This window comes from Streptomyces sp. WI03-4A, assembly GCF_033792105.1.
In the GTDB taxonomy this organism is placed as follows: domain Bacteria; phylum Actinomycetota; class Actinomycetes; order Streptomycetales; family Streptomycetaceae; genus Streptomyces; species Streptomyces collinus_A.
Genome location: NZ_JARAUO010000052.1, coordinates 1 through 13,805 on the forward strand (window position 1 = coordinate 1; position 13,805 = coordinate 13,805).

12 protein-coding genes and 1 pseudogene are annotated in these 13,805 nt (G+C 73.7%); 4 read left to right on the plus strand and 9 right to left on the minus strand.

Features of this window, described 5'->3' with window-relative positions:
* Nucleotides 1-404 (plus strand): RICIN domain-containing protein (locus PV343_RS35465; RefSeq protein ID WP_319151147.1); only part of this gene is annotated, 404 nt, incomplete at its 5' end.
* Between the two features lie 441 nt (nt 405-845).
* On the opposite strand, the gene PV343_RS35470 is transcribed toward PV343_RS35465, so the two are convergent.
* Complete coding sequence (locus PV343_RS35470) at nt 846-2,015, minus strand: lactate 2-monooxygenase (RefSeq protein ID WP_319151148.1); 1,170 nt, start codon at nt 2,013-2,015, stop codon at nt 846-848.
* A 403-nt stretch (nt 2,016-2,418) separates the two neighbouring features.
* Here PV343_RS35470 and PV343_RS35475 point away from each other — a divergent pair, with 403 nt between their 5' ends.
* Nucleotides 2,419-2,853, plus strand: coding sequence for a protease inhibitor (locus PV343_RS35475; protein ID WP_319151149.1), 435 nt, complete (start codon nt 2,419-2,421; stop codon nt 2,851-2,853).
* A gap of 207 nt (nt 2,854-3,060) precedes the next feature.
* Here the strand turns inward: PV343_RS35475 and PV343_RS35480 are convergent, their stop codons facing one another.
* From PV343_RS35480 to PV343_RS35490, 3 genes are read right to left on the minus strand one after another with little or no spacing between them, the layout of a single operon-like run.
* Nucleotides 3,061-3,219, minus strand: coding sequence for a CDGSH iron-sulfur domain-containing protein (locus PV343_RS35480; protein ID WP_387952494.1), 159 nt, complete (start codon nt 3,217-3,219; stop codon nt 3,061-3,063).
* A gap of 19 nt (nt 3,220-3,238) precedes the next feature.
* Nucleotides 3,239-3,913: a HemK2/MTQ2 family protein methyltransferase gene (locus PV343_RS35485; protein WP_319151151.1), complete on the minus strand. Its 675-nt coding sequence runs from the start codon at nt 3,911-3,913 to the stop codon at nt 3,239-3,241.
* A complete protein-coding gene (locus PV343_RS35490; protein WP_319151152.1) occupies nt 3,914-4,918 on the minus strand; it encodes an iron-containing redox enzyme family protein in 1,005 nt (334 codons plus the stop codon).
* A 122-nt stretch (nt 4,919-5,040) separates the two neighbouring features.
* Here PV343_RS35490 and PV343_RS40490 point away from each other — a divergent pair.
* Nucleotides 5,041-5,142, plus strand: a pseudogene (locus PV343_RS40490) (flavodoxin family protein); the annotation flags it as partial.
* Nucleotides 5,143-5,164: 22 nt separating this feature from the next.
* Here the strand turns inward: PV343_RS40490 and PV343_RS35500 are convergent.
* Together PV343_RS35500 and PV343_RS35505 are read right to left on the minus strand one after the other, a co-directional pair.
* The gene (locus PV343_RS35500) at nt 5,165-5,362 is read right to left on the minus strand and encodes a hypothetical protein (protein ID WP_319151153.1); all 198 of its coding nucleotides are present in this window, start codon (nt 5,360-5,362) and stop codon (nt 5,165-5,167) included.
* 174 nt (nt 5,363-5,536) lie between these two features.
* Complete coding sequence (locus PV343_RS35505; RefSeq protein ID WP_319151154.1) at nt 5,537-7,042, minus strand: MFS transporter; 1,506 nt, start codon at nt 7,040-7,042, stop codon at nt 5,537-5,539.
* Nucleotides 7,043-7,216: 174 nt separating this feature from the next.
* On the opposite strand from PV343_RS35505, the gene PV343_RS35510 reads away from it, so the two are divergent.
* Nucleotides 7,217-7,780 carry an SRPBCC family protein gene (locus tag PV343_RS35510; protein WP_319151155.1) on the plus strand — a complete coding sequence of 188 codons (564 nt, stop codon included), beginning with the start codon at nt 7,217-7,219 and terminating at the stop codon, nt 7,778-7,780.
* Between the two features lie 30 nt (nt 7,781-7,810).
* On the opposite strand, the gene PV343_RS35515 is transcribed toward PV343_RS35510, so the two are convergent.
* Genes PV343_RS35515 through PV343_RS35525 form a run of 3 tightly spaced genes read right to left on the minus strand, consistent with a single transcriptional unit; the run spans nt 7,811 to nt 13,708 of the window.
* Complete coding sequence (locus PV343_RS35515; RefSeq protein ID WP_319151156.1) at nt 7,811-10,681, minus strand: NHLP bacteriocin export ABC transporter permease/ATPase subunit; 2,871 nt, start codon at nt 10,679-10,681, stop codon at nt 7,811-7,813.
* A 1-nt stretch (nt 10,682) separates the two neighbouring features.
* Nucleotides 10,683-12,905 (minus strand): NHLP family bacteriocin export ABC transporter peptidase/permease/ATPase subunit, encoded by a 2,223-nt coding sequence (locus PV343_RS35520; RefSeq protein ID WP_319151157.1) that lies wholly within the window; start codon nt 12,903-12,905, stop codon nt 10,683-10,685.
* Entirely contained in the window at nt 12,902-13,708 is an 807-nt protein-coding gene (locus PV343_RS35525) for an HlyD family efflux transporter periplasmic adaptor subunit (RefSeq protein WP_319151158.1), read from the minus strand. The genes PV343_RS35520 and PV343_RS35525 overlap by 4 nt, the downstream gene beginning before the upstream one ends.
* Between the last annotated feature and the right edge of the window lie 97 nt (nt 13,709-13,805).

Below are 13,805 nucleotides of genomic sequence, written 5' to 3' on the forward strand. Positions count from 1 at the left end.
CGGCCGGCCGGCCGACCCGGCTGCACAACGCCGCCGCCGACCTGTGCCTGGACGTCAAGGGCCGGCCGGCGGCGGGCGCGAGCGCGGTGCTCGCCGCCTGCTCGACGGCGGCGACGCAGCGGTGGACGTACGGCGCGGACGGGCTGCTGCGCAGCGGCGCGGACGCGGGCCTGTGCCTGGACTCGCACGCCGACGCGGGGGTCGTCATCCTCGGCACCTGCGCGGACGCGGACGCGCGACGCGGTGACGACGTGCGCTACCACCTCACCGTCCAGGGCGAGTTGCTGCCCCGCTGGGACGAGACTTTGGCCCTGTCCCCGGCCGGCGAGACCGCGGGCTCCGACATCGTGGTCAAGGTCCGCGACCACTCGGCCGGCCAACGCTGGCTGTCCGACGCCCCGTAGCCGAGCCCGGGCCTCCTGCCGAGTGCCGGGGCCGTCGGGCAGCCCGTCCCTGACGGGCACCTGCCCGGCGGCCCCGGATACGCCCTCGGCGGGCTTCGGCGGGGCCCGCCACTGCCTTGGCGGGCCCTGCCATCGCCGTCGGCAGGTTCCGTCACCGCCCGTGGCGGGCCGCGGCACGGACGTCGGCGGAACCCGCCGCCGTCTCCGCCGGGGCGCGCCGGGAGGCCGACGGCCTGTCAGAGAGTCCGGCCTCCTTGTCGAGTGCCGGGACCGGCGGGTCGTGCGGCGGTCCGGGACGGCCGGCCCGCGACGGGAGCTCGACCGGCGTCCCCGGACGCGCACCCGGCGGGCCCCGCCGGCGCCTTCGGCGGGGGCGGTCACCGTCCACGGCGGAACCGTCACCGTGTCGGCGGCCGCCGCCGCTGCCGGGGCCGCCGCCGGTCAGGCGTTCGTCTCGACGACGTCGTCCGCGGTGACCGTAGCCGGGGTGGAGTGCCCGGACAGGGCCAGGGTGAGGTCGAGTTCGGCGAGGACGCAGCGGATCACGTGCTCGACGCCGGGCTGGCCGTCCAGGCCGAGGCCGTACACGTACGGCCGCCCGAGCAGTACCGCCCGCGCGCCGAGGGCGAGGGCCTTGAAGACGTCGTCGCCGGTGCGTACCCCGCTGTCGAACATGACCGTCAGCCGGTCGCCCACCGCCTTCGCGACGCCGGGCAGCGCGTCTGCCGCCGCGACCGAGCCGGCCACCTGGCGGCCGCCGTGGTTGGAGACCACCACGCCGTCCATCCCGGCGTCGGCGGCCTGCCGCGCGTCGTCGGGGTGCAGCACGCCCTTCAGGACGATCGGACCGTCCCAGTGCTCCCGGAGAAAGGCCAGGTCGGGCCAGGTGTGGCCGGCGTCCCCGAACAGGCCGAGGAAGTGCCGGACGGCCGCGGTGGGGTCCTCGTGCACGGGCTTGGCGAGCCCGGCGGCGAAGGCCGGGTCGGTGAAGTAGTTGGCGGTGCCCACCCCGTGCAGGAACGGCAGGTACGCCTGGTCGAGGTCGCGCGGCCGCCACGCCAGCAGCGGCGTGTCCAGGGTGACCACCAGCACCGAGTAGCCGGCCGCCCGGGCCCGGCCGAGGAAACTGCGCGTCACCTCGCGGTCGCTGCCCCAGTACAGCTGGAACCAGCGCTCGGCGTCCCCCATCGCCTCCGCCACCTGCTCCAGCGGCGTGCTGGACGCCGACGACAGGATGTACGGCACCCCCTGTGCGGCGGCGGCCCGGGCGGCGGCCGGCTCGGCGTCCGGATGCATGATCGACAGCACACCGACCGGAGCGAGGGCGAGCGGCGCGGGCAGAGCACGGCCGAGCACCTCCACCGACAGGTCCCGCTCGTGGACGTCCCGCAGCATGCGCGGCACGATCCGGCGGCGGGCGAGCGCGGCCCGGTTGGCCGTCGCCGTGCTGCCGTCGCCCGCGCTGCCCGCCACGTACCCCACCGGGCCCGGGCCGAGGCGGTGTCCGGCGAGTTCCTCGAGCCGGGTCAGATCGGTGGGCAGGCGGGGCACGGCCCCCGTCATCCCGTTCAGGTAGATCTCGTACTGGAAGTCCGCCCAGTGCTTCGCCATCCGTGGGTCCGCCTCTCCTCGTCGAGCCTGCGCCGCGCCGACGATACTCGCGGGTAGGCGCGGGCCGGCCCACGGGGGAACCCGTCGGGATTCCGGAACGCGCCCGTGAACACGAGGCGTCACGACGGGGTTCACCGGGGGCGCGGCCGGAATGTTTCAGGCCGATTAACGAAGAGGTGTTTTTCAGCCATCCATCGAGCATGACCGATCAAGAACCGCTCGGTTGAGCGGTCGACCCGGTCAGTTTTAGTGACTTCACGCCACTGATTCAACACGCAAGGTTACTGAAACGTGAGGGTTCGATGTGTGTTTCGTCGCCGGACTCGGCAGAGTGGCGCTCGCCGCCCCGGCCGCACCCGGCCGACGCCGCGGCACCCTCCAACCGAGCGGAAGGATGCACACAATGCGGAACACCGCGCGCTGGGCAGCGGCCCTCGGCCTCACGGCCGCCGCCGTCTGCGGACCCCTGACCGGGGCCGCCGCCGCTGCACCGGACGCCGCCCCGTCGTCGCTCTACGCCCCGTCGGCCCTGGTGCTCACCACCGGCCACGGCGACAGCGCGGCCACGGCGACTCCGGAGCGCGCCGTCACCCTGAACTGCGCCCCGACGGCCTCGGGCACCCACCCGGCCGCCGGCCGGGCCTGCGCGGAACTGCGTGGGGTCGGCGGTGACTTCGCGGCCCTCCAGGCCAGGGGCGACGTCCACTGCACCAAGATCTACGACCCCGTCGTCGTCACGGTGCAGGGCGTCTGGCAGGGCCAGCGCGTCTCCTACGAACGGACCTTCGGCAACATGTGCGCGAAGGACGCGCTCGACAGCAGCGTCTTCGCGTTCTAGAGCCGGGATCGCACGGTCTCCGTATCACCGGATCAGGCCCGCAACTGGGGAGTGCGGCCCCTGGAACGGGGAACCTGCGATCTCGCACCGGGGCCGACGGGCGGAGTGGGGCCGTCCCGTCGACTCCCGGGCACACAGCCGCTCCCCGGGCAGGCCCGTGGGGGGCCTCCCGGGGAGCGGCGAAAAACAACCGGTTTCAACCGGTGGTCACACCTTGCGCCGGTGACTCGTGTCGCACCAGGGGAAGCGGCGACTGCGCCGGCAGGTGCACAGAGCGACACGGAAACGGTCGGAGGTGACCGTGGTGCCGTCCTCCAGTTCGATTTCCACCGGGCCTTCCACCAACAGCGGCCCCGGCCGCTGCATCCGGATCCGACAGGGCCGGTCAGCACGGTCGTTCGGCACGGATCACCACCAGCTCCTCCTTGTCGTCGGCCGCCGCGAGCAGACCGCGGCGCCGCAGCCAGTCCTCCCGGGAGCGCAGCACCGGACCGAACGCGATCCAGCGGCGCCGGACCACGGCGGCCTTCAGCCCCGCGCCGCGCAGCAGTTGCAGCGTGCGCTCCGGTCCGCTGAGCGCGGAGTGGACGATCAGCAGAACGCCCCCGGGCCGCAGCAGCCCGGGCCCGTCCCGGCAGATCCGGTCCAGCAGCAGCCGCCCGTCGTGGCCCGCGTCCCAGGCGACGGCCCGGCCGCGCGGCCGGCGCCGCTCGGCGGGCGCCGGAACGTAGGGCGGGTTGGCGAGCACCAGGTCGTAAGTCCGGCCCCGGACCGGGCCGAAGAGGTTGCCGCGCCGGATCCGGACCGGCAGCCGGGTGAGCCACGCGTTCAGCCGCGCCGTCCACACCGCCCGCCGTGACACGTCCACCGCGGTGACCTCGGCGCCGTGGCGGGCGGCCGCGAGCGCCAGCGCGCCGCTTCCGGTGCCCACGTCGAGCACGCGCGCGCCCGGCGCGGGTGCCTCCTCGTGGAGGGCCTCGATCAGCAGCGCCGTGTCGTCCTGAGGGGCGTAGACGCCCGGAAGTACCAGAGAGATCACATCGCGCGAGTACCCTCGCATTCAGGATGTATGGGCCATTTCAGGGGCAAGGGGTGTGCGGAGCGACGAGCGTCCCGCGCGCCACTCGGTGAGCAGCCGCCGCGCCAGCCGGCCTTCCAGGAACTCGGTCGCGTCGATGCCGAAGGCGATGTCGCCCGCCGACTCCGGTTCCTCCTCCAGCAGGCCCCCGATCACCTCGTGGCGGACCACCTGCTCGTGCACCGCGTCCGCCTCGACGTGCTCGTCGTAGAAGAACTCGGCGGCCGGACCGGCGCCCGTGCGGCGCATCGCCTCGGCCAGCCGGCGCGACCCGGGCGACGAGGTGATCTCCACGTCGGCGAAATGGCCCACCAGCGCGGCGCGCAGCTCGCGGTGCAGCCCGAACAGCGACATCAGGTTGACGACGGCGAGCATCTCGGCGCAGCCCGCGTCCAGGTAGCGGCCGTACCCGGTGTCCAGGCCGAGGTCCGCCATCAGGTCCGCGAACAGCCCGGCGTGCACCCGCTCGGCCCGCCCGCCGCCGAACTCGTCGAACTCCACCGCGGCCATCGCCGCCTTGGCCCGCCCCCACAGCCTGGGCAGCACCCACGCGTGCGGGTCGGCCTCCTTCAGGTGGTACAGGGAGCGCTGCGCCGCGTACTCGCGCAGGTGCCACAACTCGCCCTCGCCGCACAGGAAGTGGGTGACCCCGGTGCCCTCGGCCGGTTCCACCAGGAGCGCGCCGAGCGCGTCGTCGAGGCTGTCGTGCCCCGGGGCGTCGGCGCGCAGCGCGGTCAGGAAGCGGTCCTCCATCGCGCCCCGCAGGCGCAGCAGCTCCGGATCCCACTCGTAGCGCGGCTCCACGCCCGCGAAGCCGCGGTAGTGCAGCTCGTAGCAGAGGTAGAGGGCGAGCTGGAGATCGTCGCCGTACGGGTCGGCCGTGACGGTCCGGGGCAGCCGGCCGGCGCCGCGCAGGTACGCGGCGACGGCCTCGGAGAGCTGCCCCCGGGCCGGGGGCAGCTGGGGTCCTCGCAGGTGGTCGTTCATGGAAGCCGGGTACCCACCCGGCATGAAGGCACCAGTGATCAACCGCATTTTGAAGAGGTCGCCGGAGCCGTCGACCACGGAGGCGCCGGCCGCGTGGGCACGACAACCTGCAGGACGCGCGGATTCCGGTGATCGCCGCGCCCCCCTGGCCGGGCCGGCCGTCCTCGGTGGCCCAGCGGGTGCTGGAGCGGATGGACGCGGTGCTCTCGGAGGCCGACGACGAGGGCCCGGCTTAGCCCTCGCGGCTCACTCTCCTTCCGACCGCTCCTGCGCCGCGGTGTTCGGCGTGATGGCGTCGGCGGCCTCGCCGTCCCGGCGCTCGTCGCGGTGGTGCGTCTCCGCGTCCTCGGCCTCGTGGAGCACCTCGCCCAGGGCCGTCCGGGGCCGTGCCTCGTGGTGGTCGTTCCGGTGACCGTCGTGGTGGTCGTCGTGCCCGTCCGGCATGGGGTCCCCTTCCGTCGCCGCGTCCCGCTCGTCCCGGCGGTCCGAGCGGCTGGATCGTCGTGATCCACTTCGGGTTACCCGTCGGCGCCGTCTCAAGCCTGTGAGGGGCCGCCGTCGTGGTGACGGCGGCCCCTCGGCACGATCGCGACGATCAGGACGATCAGGAACGGCGGCTCACATGTGGACGACCGGTGCCGCGTCCGCGTCCTGCTTGGGCACCCCGCGCCGGTAGAGCAGGAAGGCGATGACCGTGCCCGCGCCGAAGAGGACCGCGGACCACCAGAAGGCGGTGGTGTAGCTCTCGATCGTGGCCTGCGCCTGCACCTGCCTGCTCGGCGGGGTGTGGCCCGCCAGGTAGTCGGTGGCGGCGCTCGCGGCGAGCGTGTTCAGCAGGGCCGTGCCGATCGAGCCGCCCACCTGCTGCATGGCGTTGACGGTGGCCGAGGCGACGCCCGCGTCCTCGGCCGCGACCCCGCCGGTGGCCAGCTGCATGGCGGGCGGCATGACCAGGCCGAGGCCCACGCCGATCACGATCACCTGGGGCAGCACCGCGCTCGTGTAGGAGGAGCCGAGGCCGATGCCGGTCAGCCAGGCCATGCCGGCCGTGGCGATCGCGAAGCCCAGCGGGATGACCGCCTTGGGGCTGAGCCGGGGTACCAGGACCGTGGTGCCGAGCTGTGCGGCCACCATCAGCGCGCCGACCATCGGCAGGAAGGCGACACCGGTCTTCGTCGGGCTGAAGCCGAGGTTGAGCTGGAGGTAGTAGGTCAGGAAGAGGAACACGCCGAACATGCCGGCGCCGGTCAGGAGCACCGCGAGGAACGAGGCGCCGCGGTCGCGGTCGAGCAGGATGCGCAGCGGCAGCAGCGGGTGCGCGGCCCGGGTCTGCCACCAGGCGAAGGCCGCCAGCAGCAGGCCGCCCGCGATCAGGAAGCCCCAGGTCAGCGGTGAGCCCCAGTCATGCGTCTCGGCGTTGGAGAAGCCGTACACCACGGCGAACAGACCCGCGGCGACCAGGATCGTGCCCGGCACGTCCAGCTTGGCGTCCGCCGCGTCCCGGTGGCTGCCCAGCAGCACCCAGCCGCCGACGAAGGCGACCACGGCGATGACCACGTTGACGTACAGGGTCCAGCGCCAGTCGAACGCGTCGGTCAGCACGCCGCCGAGCAGCAGGCCGACCGCGCCGCCGGCGCCGGCGATGGCGCCGTACACGCTGAACGCGCGGGCCCGCTCACGGGCGTCGGTGAAGGTGGTGTTGAGCAGCGACAGCGCGGCCGGCGCGAGCAGCGCGCCGAAGGCGCCCTGCAGAGCGCGGGCGACGACCAGCATGGTGAAGCCGTTCGCGGCACCGCCGAGCGCGGAGGCCGCGGCGAAACCGACGATGCCGACGAGGAAGGCGGGCTTGCGGCCGAACAGGTCGGCGATGCGGCCGCCGAGCAGCAGCAGCGAGGCGAACGCCAGCGCGTAGGCGGTCACGATCCACTGCCGGTTGCCGTCGGAGAAGCCGAGGTCGGCCTGGGCGGACGGCAGGGCGATGTTCACGATGGTGGCGTCGAGGACCACCATGAGCTGGGCGACGGCGATGACCGCGAGGATCCACCACCGTCTGGCCGGGGCCTCGGCGGGGGCCTTCGCGAGGGCCCCCGCACGGGTGCCGTCGGCGACAGTCTTCTGGGGCATGGGGAACCACTCCGGGAAGCTCGCGTAGAGGCGTAAACGAAACCGTTTCGTACAGATCGAGGCTAGAGCAGTCCCAGCGAAACGGCAACGTTTCGCTTGTGGGGCGGGGGTGACGGGTACCACACCGGCAGACCCCGCACAGGACCACCAAGGACCGAAGGGACCGGAGCACCCATGACCGTCGATCTCACCGGAACCTTCCTGACCCTCGACGGCGGCCGCCCGGCCGTCCGGTTCAGCCGCGTCCACGACCGGCCCGTCGAGCGCGTCTGGCGGTTCGTGACCGAGCCCGGCGAACTCGCGCGCTGGTTCCCGTCCCGGGCCGAGATGGACCTGAGGCCCGGCGGCGTCGTCCGCTTCAGCGGCGACCCGAACATGCCCGAGTCCGCCGGCCGGGTCATCGACGTCCGGCCGCCCCTGCACCTCTCCCTGGAGTGGGGCGGCGACGAACTCCACTTCGACCTGGAGGAACTGGGCGCGCGGAAGGACACCGGCGGCGCCCGCACCCGGTTCACGCTCACCGACGTCCTCGCCGCCGAGGACACCGCCGCACGCAACGCCGCCGGCTGGGAGGTCTGCCTGGCCGCCCTGGACACCGCGGCCGGCGGCGGACCGCCCGCCGGGGAACGCACCGGGGCGGGCGGGACGTGGCAGGAGTTCTACGCCGCCTACGTCACGGCCGGGGTGCCGTCCGGCGCCCCCGTACCGGGCCCGGACCGCCCCCCGGCCGGTCGGTGACGCCGGGCCCCGCGGCCTGTGCGCAGGGCCCTAGGCGAGCTGCCTGCGCACCAGCTCGTGCAGCCGGCCCCCGGTGTCGGCGAGCAGCTCGGCGGGCGTGCCCTGCTGGACGACCTTGCCGTCCTCCATGACCACCACCCGGTCCGCGTCCAGCACCGTCGACAGGCGGTGCGCGATGACGACACGGGTGGCGTTGAGCTTGCGGGTGCTCTCGATGACGACGCGCTGGGTGTCGTTGTCCAGGGCGCTGGTCGCCTCGTCGAAGAACAGGATGCGCGGGCGCCGGATCAGCGCCTGGGCGATCATCAGCCGCTGCCGCTGGCCGCCGGAGATCGCGCCGTTGCCCGCGACGATCGTGTGCAGCCCCATCGGCATCCGCTCGATGTCCGCCGCCAGACCCGCCAGCTCCGCGGCGGCCATCGCCTCCTCCGGCGTGTACGGCTCGGTCCCGCAGATGACGTCCAGGATGGACCCCGTGAACGGCTGCGCGTGCTGGAGGACGACGCCGCACTGACGGCGCACCGCCGACCGGTCGAGGGCGGCCAGGTCCTGGCCGTCGTACAGCACACTGCCCGAGACCGGCCGGTCGAAGCCGATGAGCAGCCGGAGCAGGGTGGACTTGCCGCAGCCGCTGGGTCCGACGATCGCCACGAACTCCCCGGGCCGCACCGAGAACGACACGTCGTCCAGCACGAGCGGCCCGTCGTCGGCGTACCGGGAGGAGAGCCGGCGGGCCTCCACCGCACCGGACAGCGGACCCGGCCGGGTGCTCGCGGAGCGCACCTCGGGCGTGGCGTCCAGGACCGGCCTGATCTCCTCGAACAGCGGCAGCGCGGCCACCGCGGAGACGAAGGACCCGGTGAGCTGGGTGACCGAGGTCAGCAGCATCGTCACCGACGTGTTGAAGGTGAGGAACGCCGCCGCCGACATCGCGCCCCTGGCCGGGCCGGCCAGCAGCATGAACATCAGCAGGGTGCACACCGGCAGGTAGACCGAGCCCAGCACCGTGGTGAGGTTCTTGATCCGGCCCACCTTCTGCTGGAGTTCCCGGCTGCGCGCGAACTCACCGGCCCAGGCGGCGTACGCGTAGTTCTCGGCCGCCGCCACCCGCAGCTTCGGCAGGCCCCTGAGGGTCTGGAACGCCTGGTTGTTCAGCTTGTTGCCGAGCACCACGAGCCGCCGCTGCCAGCGCACCTGCCACAGCCCGAGACCCAGGAACACGGCGGCGATGACGACGAGCATGCCGATCGCCGCCAGCGCCATCGGCACGCTGAACCAGAACAGCAGCCCCAGGTTCATCGCCCCGACCGTCACGGACTGCGCGACCACCGGGCCGACGCCCGCCAGCAGCCGGCGGATCGCGCTGATGCCCATGGCCGCGCTGGCCAGTTCACCGGTGGAGCGCTGGGTGAAGAACCGGGTCGGCAGCCGCAGCAGCCGGTCCCAGACGGCCGGTTGCAGCGCCGCCTCGATGCGGCCCTCCAGGCGCAGGATGGTCAGGTTCTCCAGCAGCGTGAACGCGGCCGACACCACCCCGCTCAGCAGCACCGCGAGACAGACCTGGGCGATCAGGTCCTCCTGCGCCCTCGGCACGTACTCGCCGAGCACCCTGCCCGTGGCGACCGGCACCAGGGCGCCGATCGCCACCGTCACCAGCCCGGCCAGCCCCAGGTTGAGCAGGTCGCCGCGGGTGCCCCGCAGACAGAACCGCAGCAGCGCCGCCGGGGTGAGACGGCGTTCGGGCAGCGGCCGGTAGAACATCACCGCGCGCGGCTCGAACTCCGCCGCGTTCGCCTTCTCGACCGGGGTCTCCCGGCCGGTGCCCGGGTGGACGGCCGCGTAGCCGCCGCGCCGCCACAGCAGCGCGACCGGCGCCCCGGACAGCGCCCGGTGGCCGACCAGCGGGCCCACGTTCTCCCGCCACCAGCGCCCGTCGAGGCGCACCGCGCGGGTGCGCACCCGGGAGGCCAGGGCGACCCGCTCGACCGGGTCGAGGCGGTCGCTCTCGGTGCCGCCCTGAGCCGGACCGGCCAGCTCGATCCCGGCCGCCTCGGCGACCAGCCGGCAGGCCGCGTACGTCGCGTCCGCGTCGGCGGCCGTGGTGCGGCGGGCCGAGCGCTTGCCGATGGCGGCCAGCAGGGTCTGGTCGGCCTGGGCGCGGACCGCCTCACCGGCCTTGATGCCGGCGGCCGTTCGCGTCTCGTGCGTGCGCTCCAGCTGCTCGATCCACCGGTCAAGCGCGGTCAGCAGCCGGTACTGCTGGTCCACCATGCTCTGCCACAGCGCCGGGTCCATCAGCAGGTCGGCGGCGGCCTCCGCGCCGTACAGCGACCCGTACTGCACGCTGCCCGGCGGCACCTGCATCCAGAAGACGTCGTCGTCGTCCCCCACGCTCGAACGAGCTCCCGCGGGGGTACCCCCATGGGCGGCCGTCCGCTCCTCGGCCATCGGCGCCTGGAACAGGACGGACAGGCCGCGGCCCACGCCGAGGGCGAGCGCGTACTCCAGCGGGCTCGACGTGGGCGGCACGTACCGGGGGTTGCCGTACTCGTCGTACGACCAGGTCTGGGTGTGCGCGGGCTGGTACAGCTCGCGCAGGCCGACGCGGTGCACCACGCAGTCGCGCACCGGGCGCGCCACCAGCGTGTGCTGCGGGCCGGCGACCGGCCCGAGCAGCAGCGCGCCCGCCTCCAGCCGGCCGAGGTGGTGCCAGTGGCCCTGCTCGGCCGAGTCCACGGCGAAGAGGTCCAGGGCCCCGGCCGCGACCAGCCACAGCACCTGCGGGCCCTCCAGGTCCAACCGGTTGAGACCGGCGCAGTCGACCCGGGTGCCGAGCGTGCCCAGCGCACCGAGGACGAGGTCGCCTTCGTACCCCTCCTGCCCTTGCTGAACCGTCGTCATCTCACCGCTCCCTGACCAGCGCGGCGTACGCGCCGCCGCGCGCCACCAGCTCCTCGTGGCGTCCGCGCTCCACGACCGTGCCGTGCTGGAGCACGACGATCTCGTCGCTGTCGCGGACCGTGCTCAGCCGGTGGGCGATCACCACACAGGCGCAGCCGCGCCGGCGCAGGTTGTCCATCACGACCTGCTCGGTCTCCGCGTCCAGCGCGCTGGTCACCTCGTCCAGCACGAGGATGCTGGGCCGGCGCACCAGCGCCCTCGCGATCTCAAGGCGCTGGCGCTGCCCGCCGGAGAAGTTGCGGCCGTCCTGCTCGACCGTGCTGTGGATGCCGCCGGGCCGGCGCGTCACCACGTCGTACAGGGCCGCGTCCTTCAGGGCCTCCACCACGGCCTCGTCCGGCACCGAGGGGTCCCACAGCGCCACGTTGTCGCGGACCGAGCCCTCGAAGAGGAACACGTCCTGGTCGACGAAGGACACGGAGGCGGCGAGCGCGCCGCGCGGGATGTCCTCGAGACGGCGGCCGTCGATGCGGATCACCCCGTCCCAGGGCGTGTACAGGCCCGAGATCAGCCGGGACACGGTCGACTTGCCGCTGCCCGAGCCGCCCACCAGCGCCACCTGCCGGCCCGGACCCACCGTCAGGTCGAAGCCGGTCAGCAGCGGCTGGTCGAGCGGGCTGTAGCCGAAGGTGACGTTCTCCAGTTCGACGTGCCCGTGCAGCCGGCGGGTGGAGTCGCCCCCGCCGGGGCGGGCGTAGAGCGGGTCGGCCTGGAAGTTCTCCACGTCCTTGAGCCGGGCCACGTCGGCCGCGAAGTCCTGGATGCGGCCCGCCACGCCGTTGAGCCGGGTCAGTGGCGCGGTGAAGCGGGTGACCAGTGCCTGGAAGGCGACCAGCAGGCCGACCGAGATGTGCCCCTCGACCGCCCGCAGGCCGCCGATCCAGAGGATCAGCGCGCTGTTGACGGTGGCCAGCGTCGGCGCGACCACCCCCAGCCAGGCGCTGGGCACACCGAGCCGCTGCTGCTCCTCCAGGGTGGTGGCGTGCTGTCCGGCCCACTTGCGGAAGTAGCCGTCCTCGCCGCCGGTCGCCTTCATCGTCTCGATCAGCTGCAGACCGGTGTACGAGGTGGTGGTGAGCCGCGCGGTGTCCGCGCGCAGCTTCGCCGTCCGGGTGGCCCGCAGCCGTACGACCAGCCGCATCGCCACCACGTTGAGCAGCGCCACGCCGATCCCGAGGAAGGTGAGCTGCGGGTCGTAGGTGTAGAGCAGGACCGCGTACAGCACGACCACGATCGCGTCGACGCCCGCCGCCGCGAGGTCGCGGGCCAGCGTCTCGGCGACCTGGTCGTTGGACTGCAGCCGCTGCACCAGGTCGGCCGGGGAGCGCTGGGCGAAGAAGGTCACCGGCAGCCGCAGCAGGTGGCGCAGGAAGCGGGCGCTGGAGAGGGTGGAGGAGATGATCCGGCCGTGCAGCAGGTTGGCCTGCTGGAGCCAGGTCAGCACCAGCGTGAGCAGCACGCAGGTCGCCATGGACGCGAACAGCACGCCCAGCAGCGAGGTCTGACCGCCGATGAGGAACATGTCGATGTAGGTGCGGCTGAGCGCGGGCACGGCCGCGCCCACCGCCACCAGCAGCAGGCTGGCCAGCACGGCGGCGGGCAGCGCGCCCGCGGTGCCGCGCAGCCGGGCCGGCATCGCGCCGAGCACGCCCGGCCTGCGCCCGCCCCGGGTGAAGCCGTCGCCGGGCTCCATCACCAGCACCACACCGGTGAAGCTGCCGTCGAACTCCTCCATGGGCACGAACCGGCGGCCCTTGGCGGGGTCGTTGATGTACACGCCGCGCCGGCCGAGGCGGCGGCCCATGCCGTCGTAGACGACGTAGTGGTTGAACTCCCAGAACAGGACGGCCGGGGCCCGTACCTCGGCGAGGGCGGCCAGGTCCATCTGCATGCCCTTGGCCGTCAGACCGTAACCGCGGGCGGCCTTGAGCAGGTTGCTGGCGCGCGAGCCGTCGCGGGAGACGCCGCAGGCGATGCGCAGCTCCTCCAGCGGCACGTGCCGGCCGTAGTGGCCGAGCACCATGGCCAGGGAGGCGGCACCGCACTCCACGGCCTCCATCTGGAGCACGGTGGGCGAACGGACCGTGCCGCCGCTGGGCTTGGGCACCGGCCGCTTGGCCGGCGCGGCCCGTCTGCGGCCGCGGGTTTCCTGCGTGGTGGTCACGGGAGCAGCCAATCGAGGGGACGCTGGTCGGCGAGCCGGACGGAGCCGGAGGCGAGGGTCATGGAGTCGAGGCGGTACGGCGGGCCGTCGCCGGTGGACCACCGGTAGCCGCTGCGGGTGGAGGACGACCGGTCCAGGGCCACGAGGACGGCCACCGGGCGTCCCTTGCGGGTGAACTGCTCGCCGAGCTGGCTGTCGCCGAGGAAGGCGGCGATCGACTGCGGGGACTGGGCGGCGCGGTCCACCGATTTCACGTGTCCGCGCAGCACGCCGTAGCGCTCGGCCGGCACGGAGGACACGGTCAGGTCGACCGGGGCGTGCGCGGGGATGGCGGCGGCGTTCTCGGCGGGGACGTACACGGTGGCGTAGAGCGGGTCGGAGGCGTGCGCGATCTTCTCGACGGCGGCCACGTCGGTGCCGGTCCTGATGATCTGGCCGATGGTGGCGGCGAGCGCGGTGACGCGGCCTGCCGCGACCGTGCGGACCGTCGCGTCGCCCTGTGCCGTGCGGACCCTGAGCACGGGGGCGCCGGCCGGCAGCCGTTCACCCTGTTTCGCGAGTACGGCGGTCACCTGGCCGGTCACGGGGCTCTGCAGCAGGTAGCTGCCCTGTCCGTGGGTGAGGACGGCCTGCGCGCTCACGGTGGAGGCGACCGAACCGGTCACCGCCCACACGGAGGCGGCCGCCATGACGACGACGGTGACGCCGAGCGCGAGCCAGCCCTGGGGGCGGGCCAGCCGCACCGGGAGGTCGAGCTCCTCCGGCGACTGGAGCTTGGCGAGGGCCTGTTTGCGGAACTGCACGGAACTCCCTCACCCCAGAAAGGACGTCGTCAGGGTGCGTTTCGGGGCACCCGAGAGCCCCGGAGCCTGGGGACGGCTCCGGGACTTCGGTGACACC

Excerpts from the sequence above, each read along its gene's own strand:
- PV343_RS35470 (WP_319151148.1), bottom strand. The coding sequence starts at position 2,015 with ATGGCGAAGCACTGGGCGGACTTCCAGTACGAGATCTACCTGAACGGG.
- PV343_RS35475 (WP_319151149.1), top strand. The coding sequence starts at position 2,419 with ATGCGGAACACCGCGCGCTGGGCAGCGGCCCTCGGCCTCACGGCCGCC.
- PV343_RS35480 (WP_387952494.1), bottom strand. The coding sequence starts at position 3,219 with ATGCAGCGGCCGGGGCCGCTGTTGGTGGAAGGCCCGGTGGAAATCGAA.
- PV343_RS35485 (WP_319151151.1), bottom strand. The coding sequence starts at position 3,913 with ATGCGAGGGTACTCGCGCGATGTGATCTCTCTGGTACTTCCGGGCGTC.
- PV343_RS35490 (WP_319151152.1), bottom strand. The coding sequence starts at position 4,918 with ATGAACGACCACCTGCGAGGACCCCAGCTGCCCCCGGCCCGGGGGCAG.
- PV343_RS35500 (WP_319151153.1), bottom strand. The coding sequence starts at position 5,362 with ATGCCGGACGGGCACGACGACCACCACGACGGTCACCGGAACGACCAC.
- PV343_RS35505 (WP_319151154.1), bottom strand. The coding sequence starts at position 7,042 with ATGCCCCAGAAGACTGTCGCCGACGGCACCCGTGCGGGGGCCCTCGCG.
- PV343_RS35510 (WP_319151155.1), top strand. The coding sequence starts at position 7,217 with ATGACCGTCGATCTCACCGGAACCTTCCTGACCCTCGACGGCGGCCGC.
- PV343_RS35515 (WP_319151156.1), bottom strand. The coding sequence starts at position 10,681 with ATGACGACGGTTCAGCAAGGGCAGGAGGGGTACGAAGGCGACCTCGTC.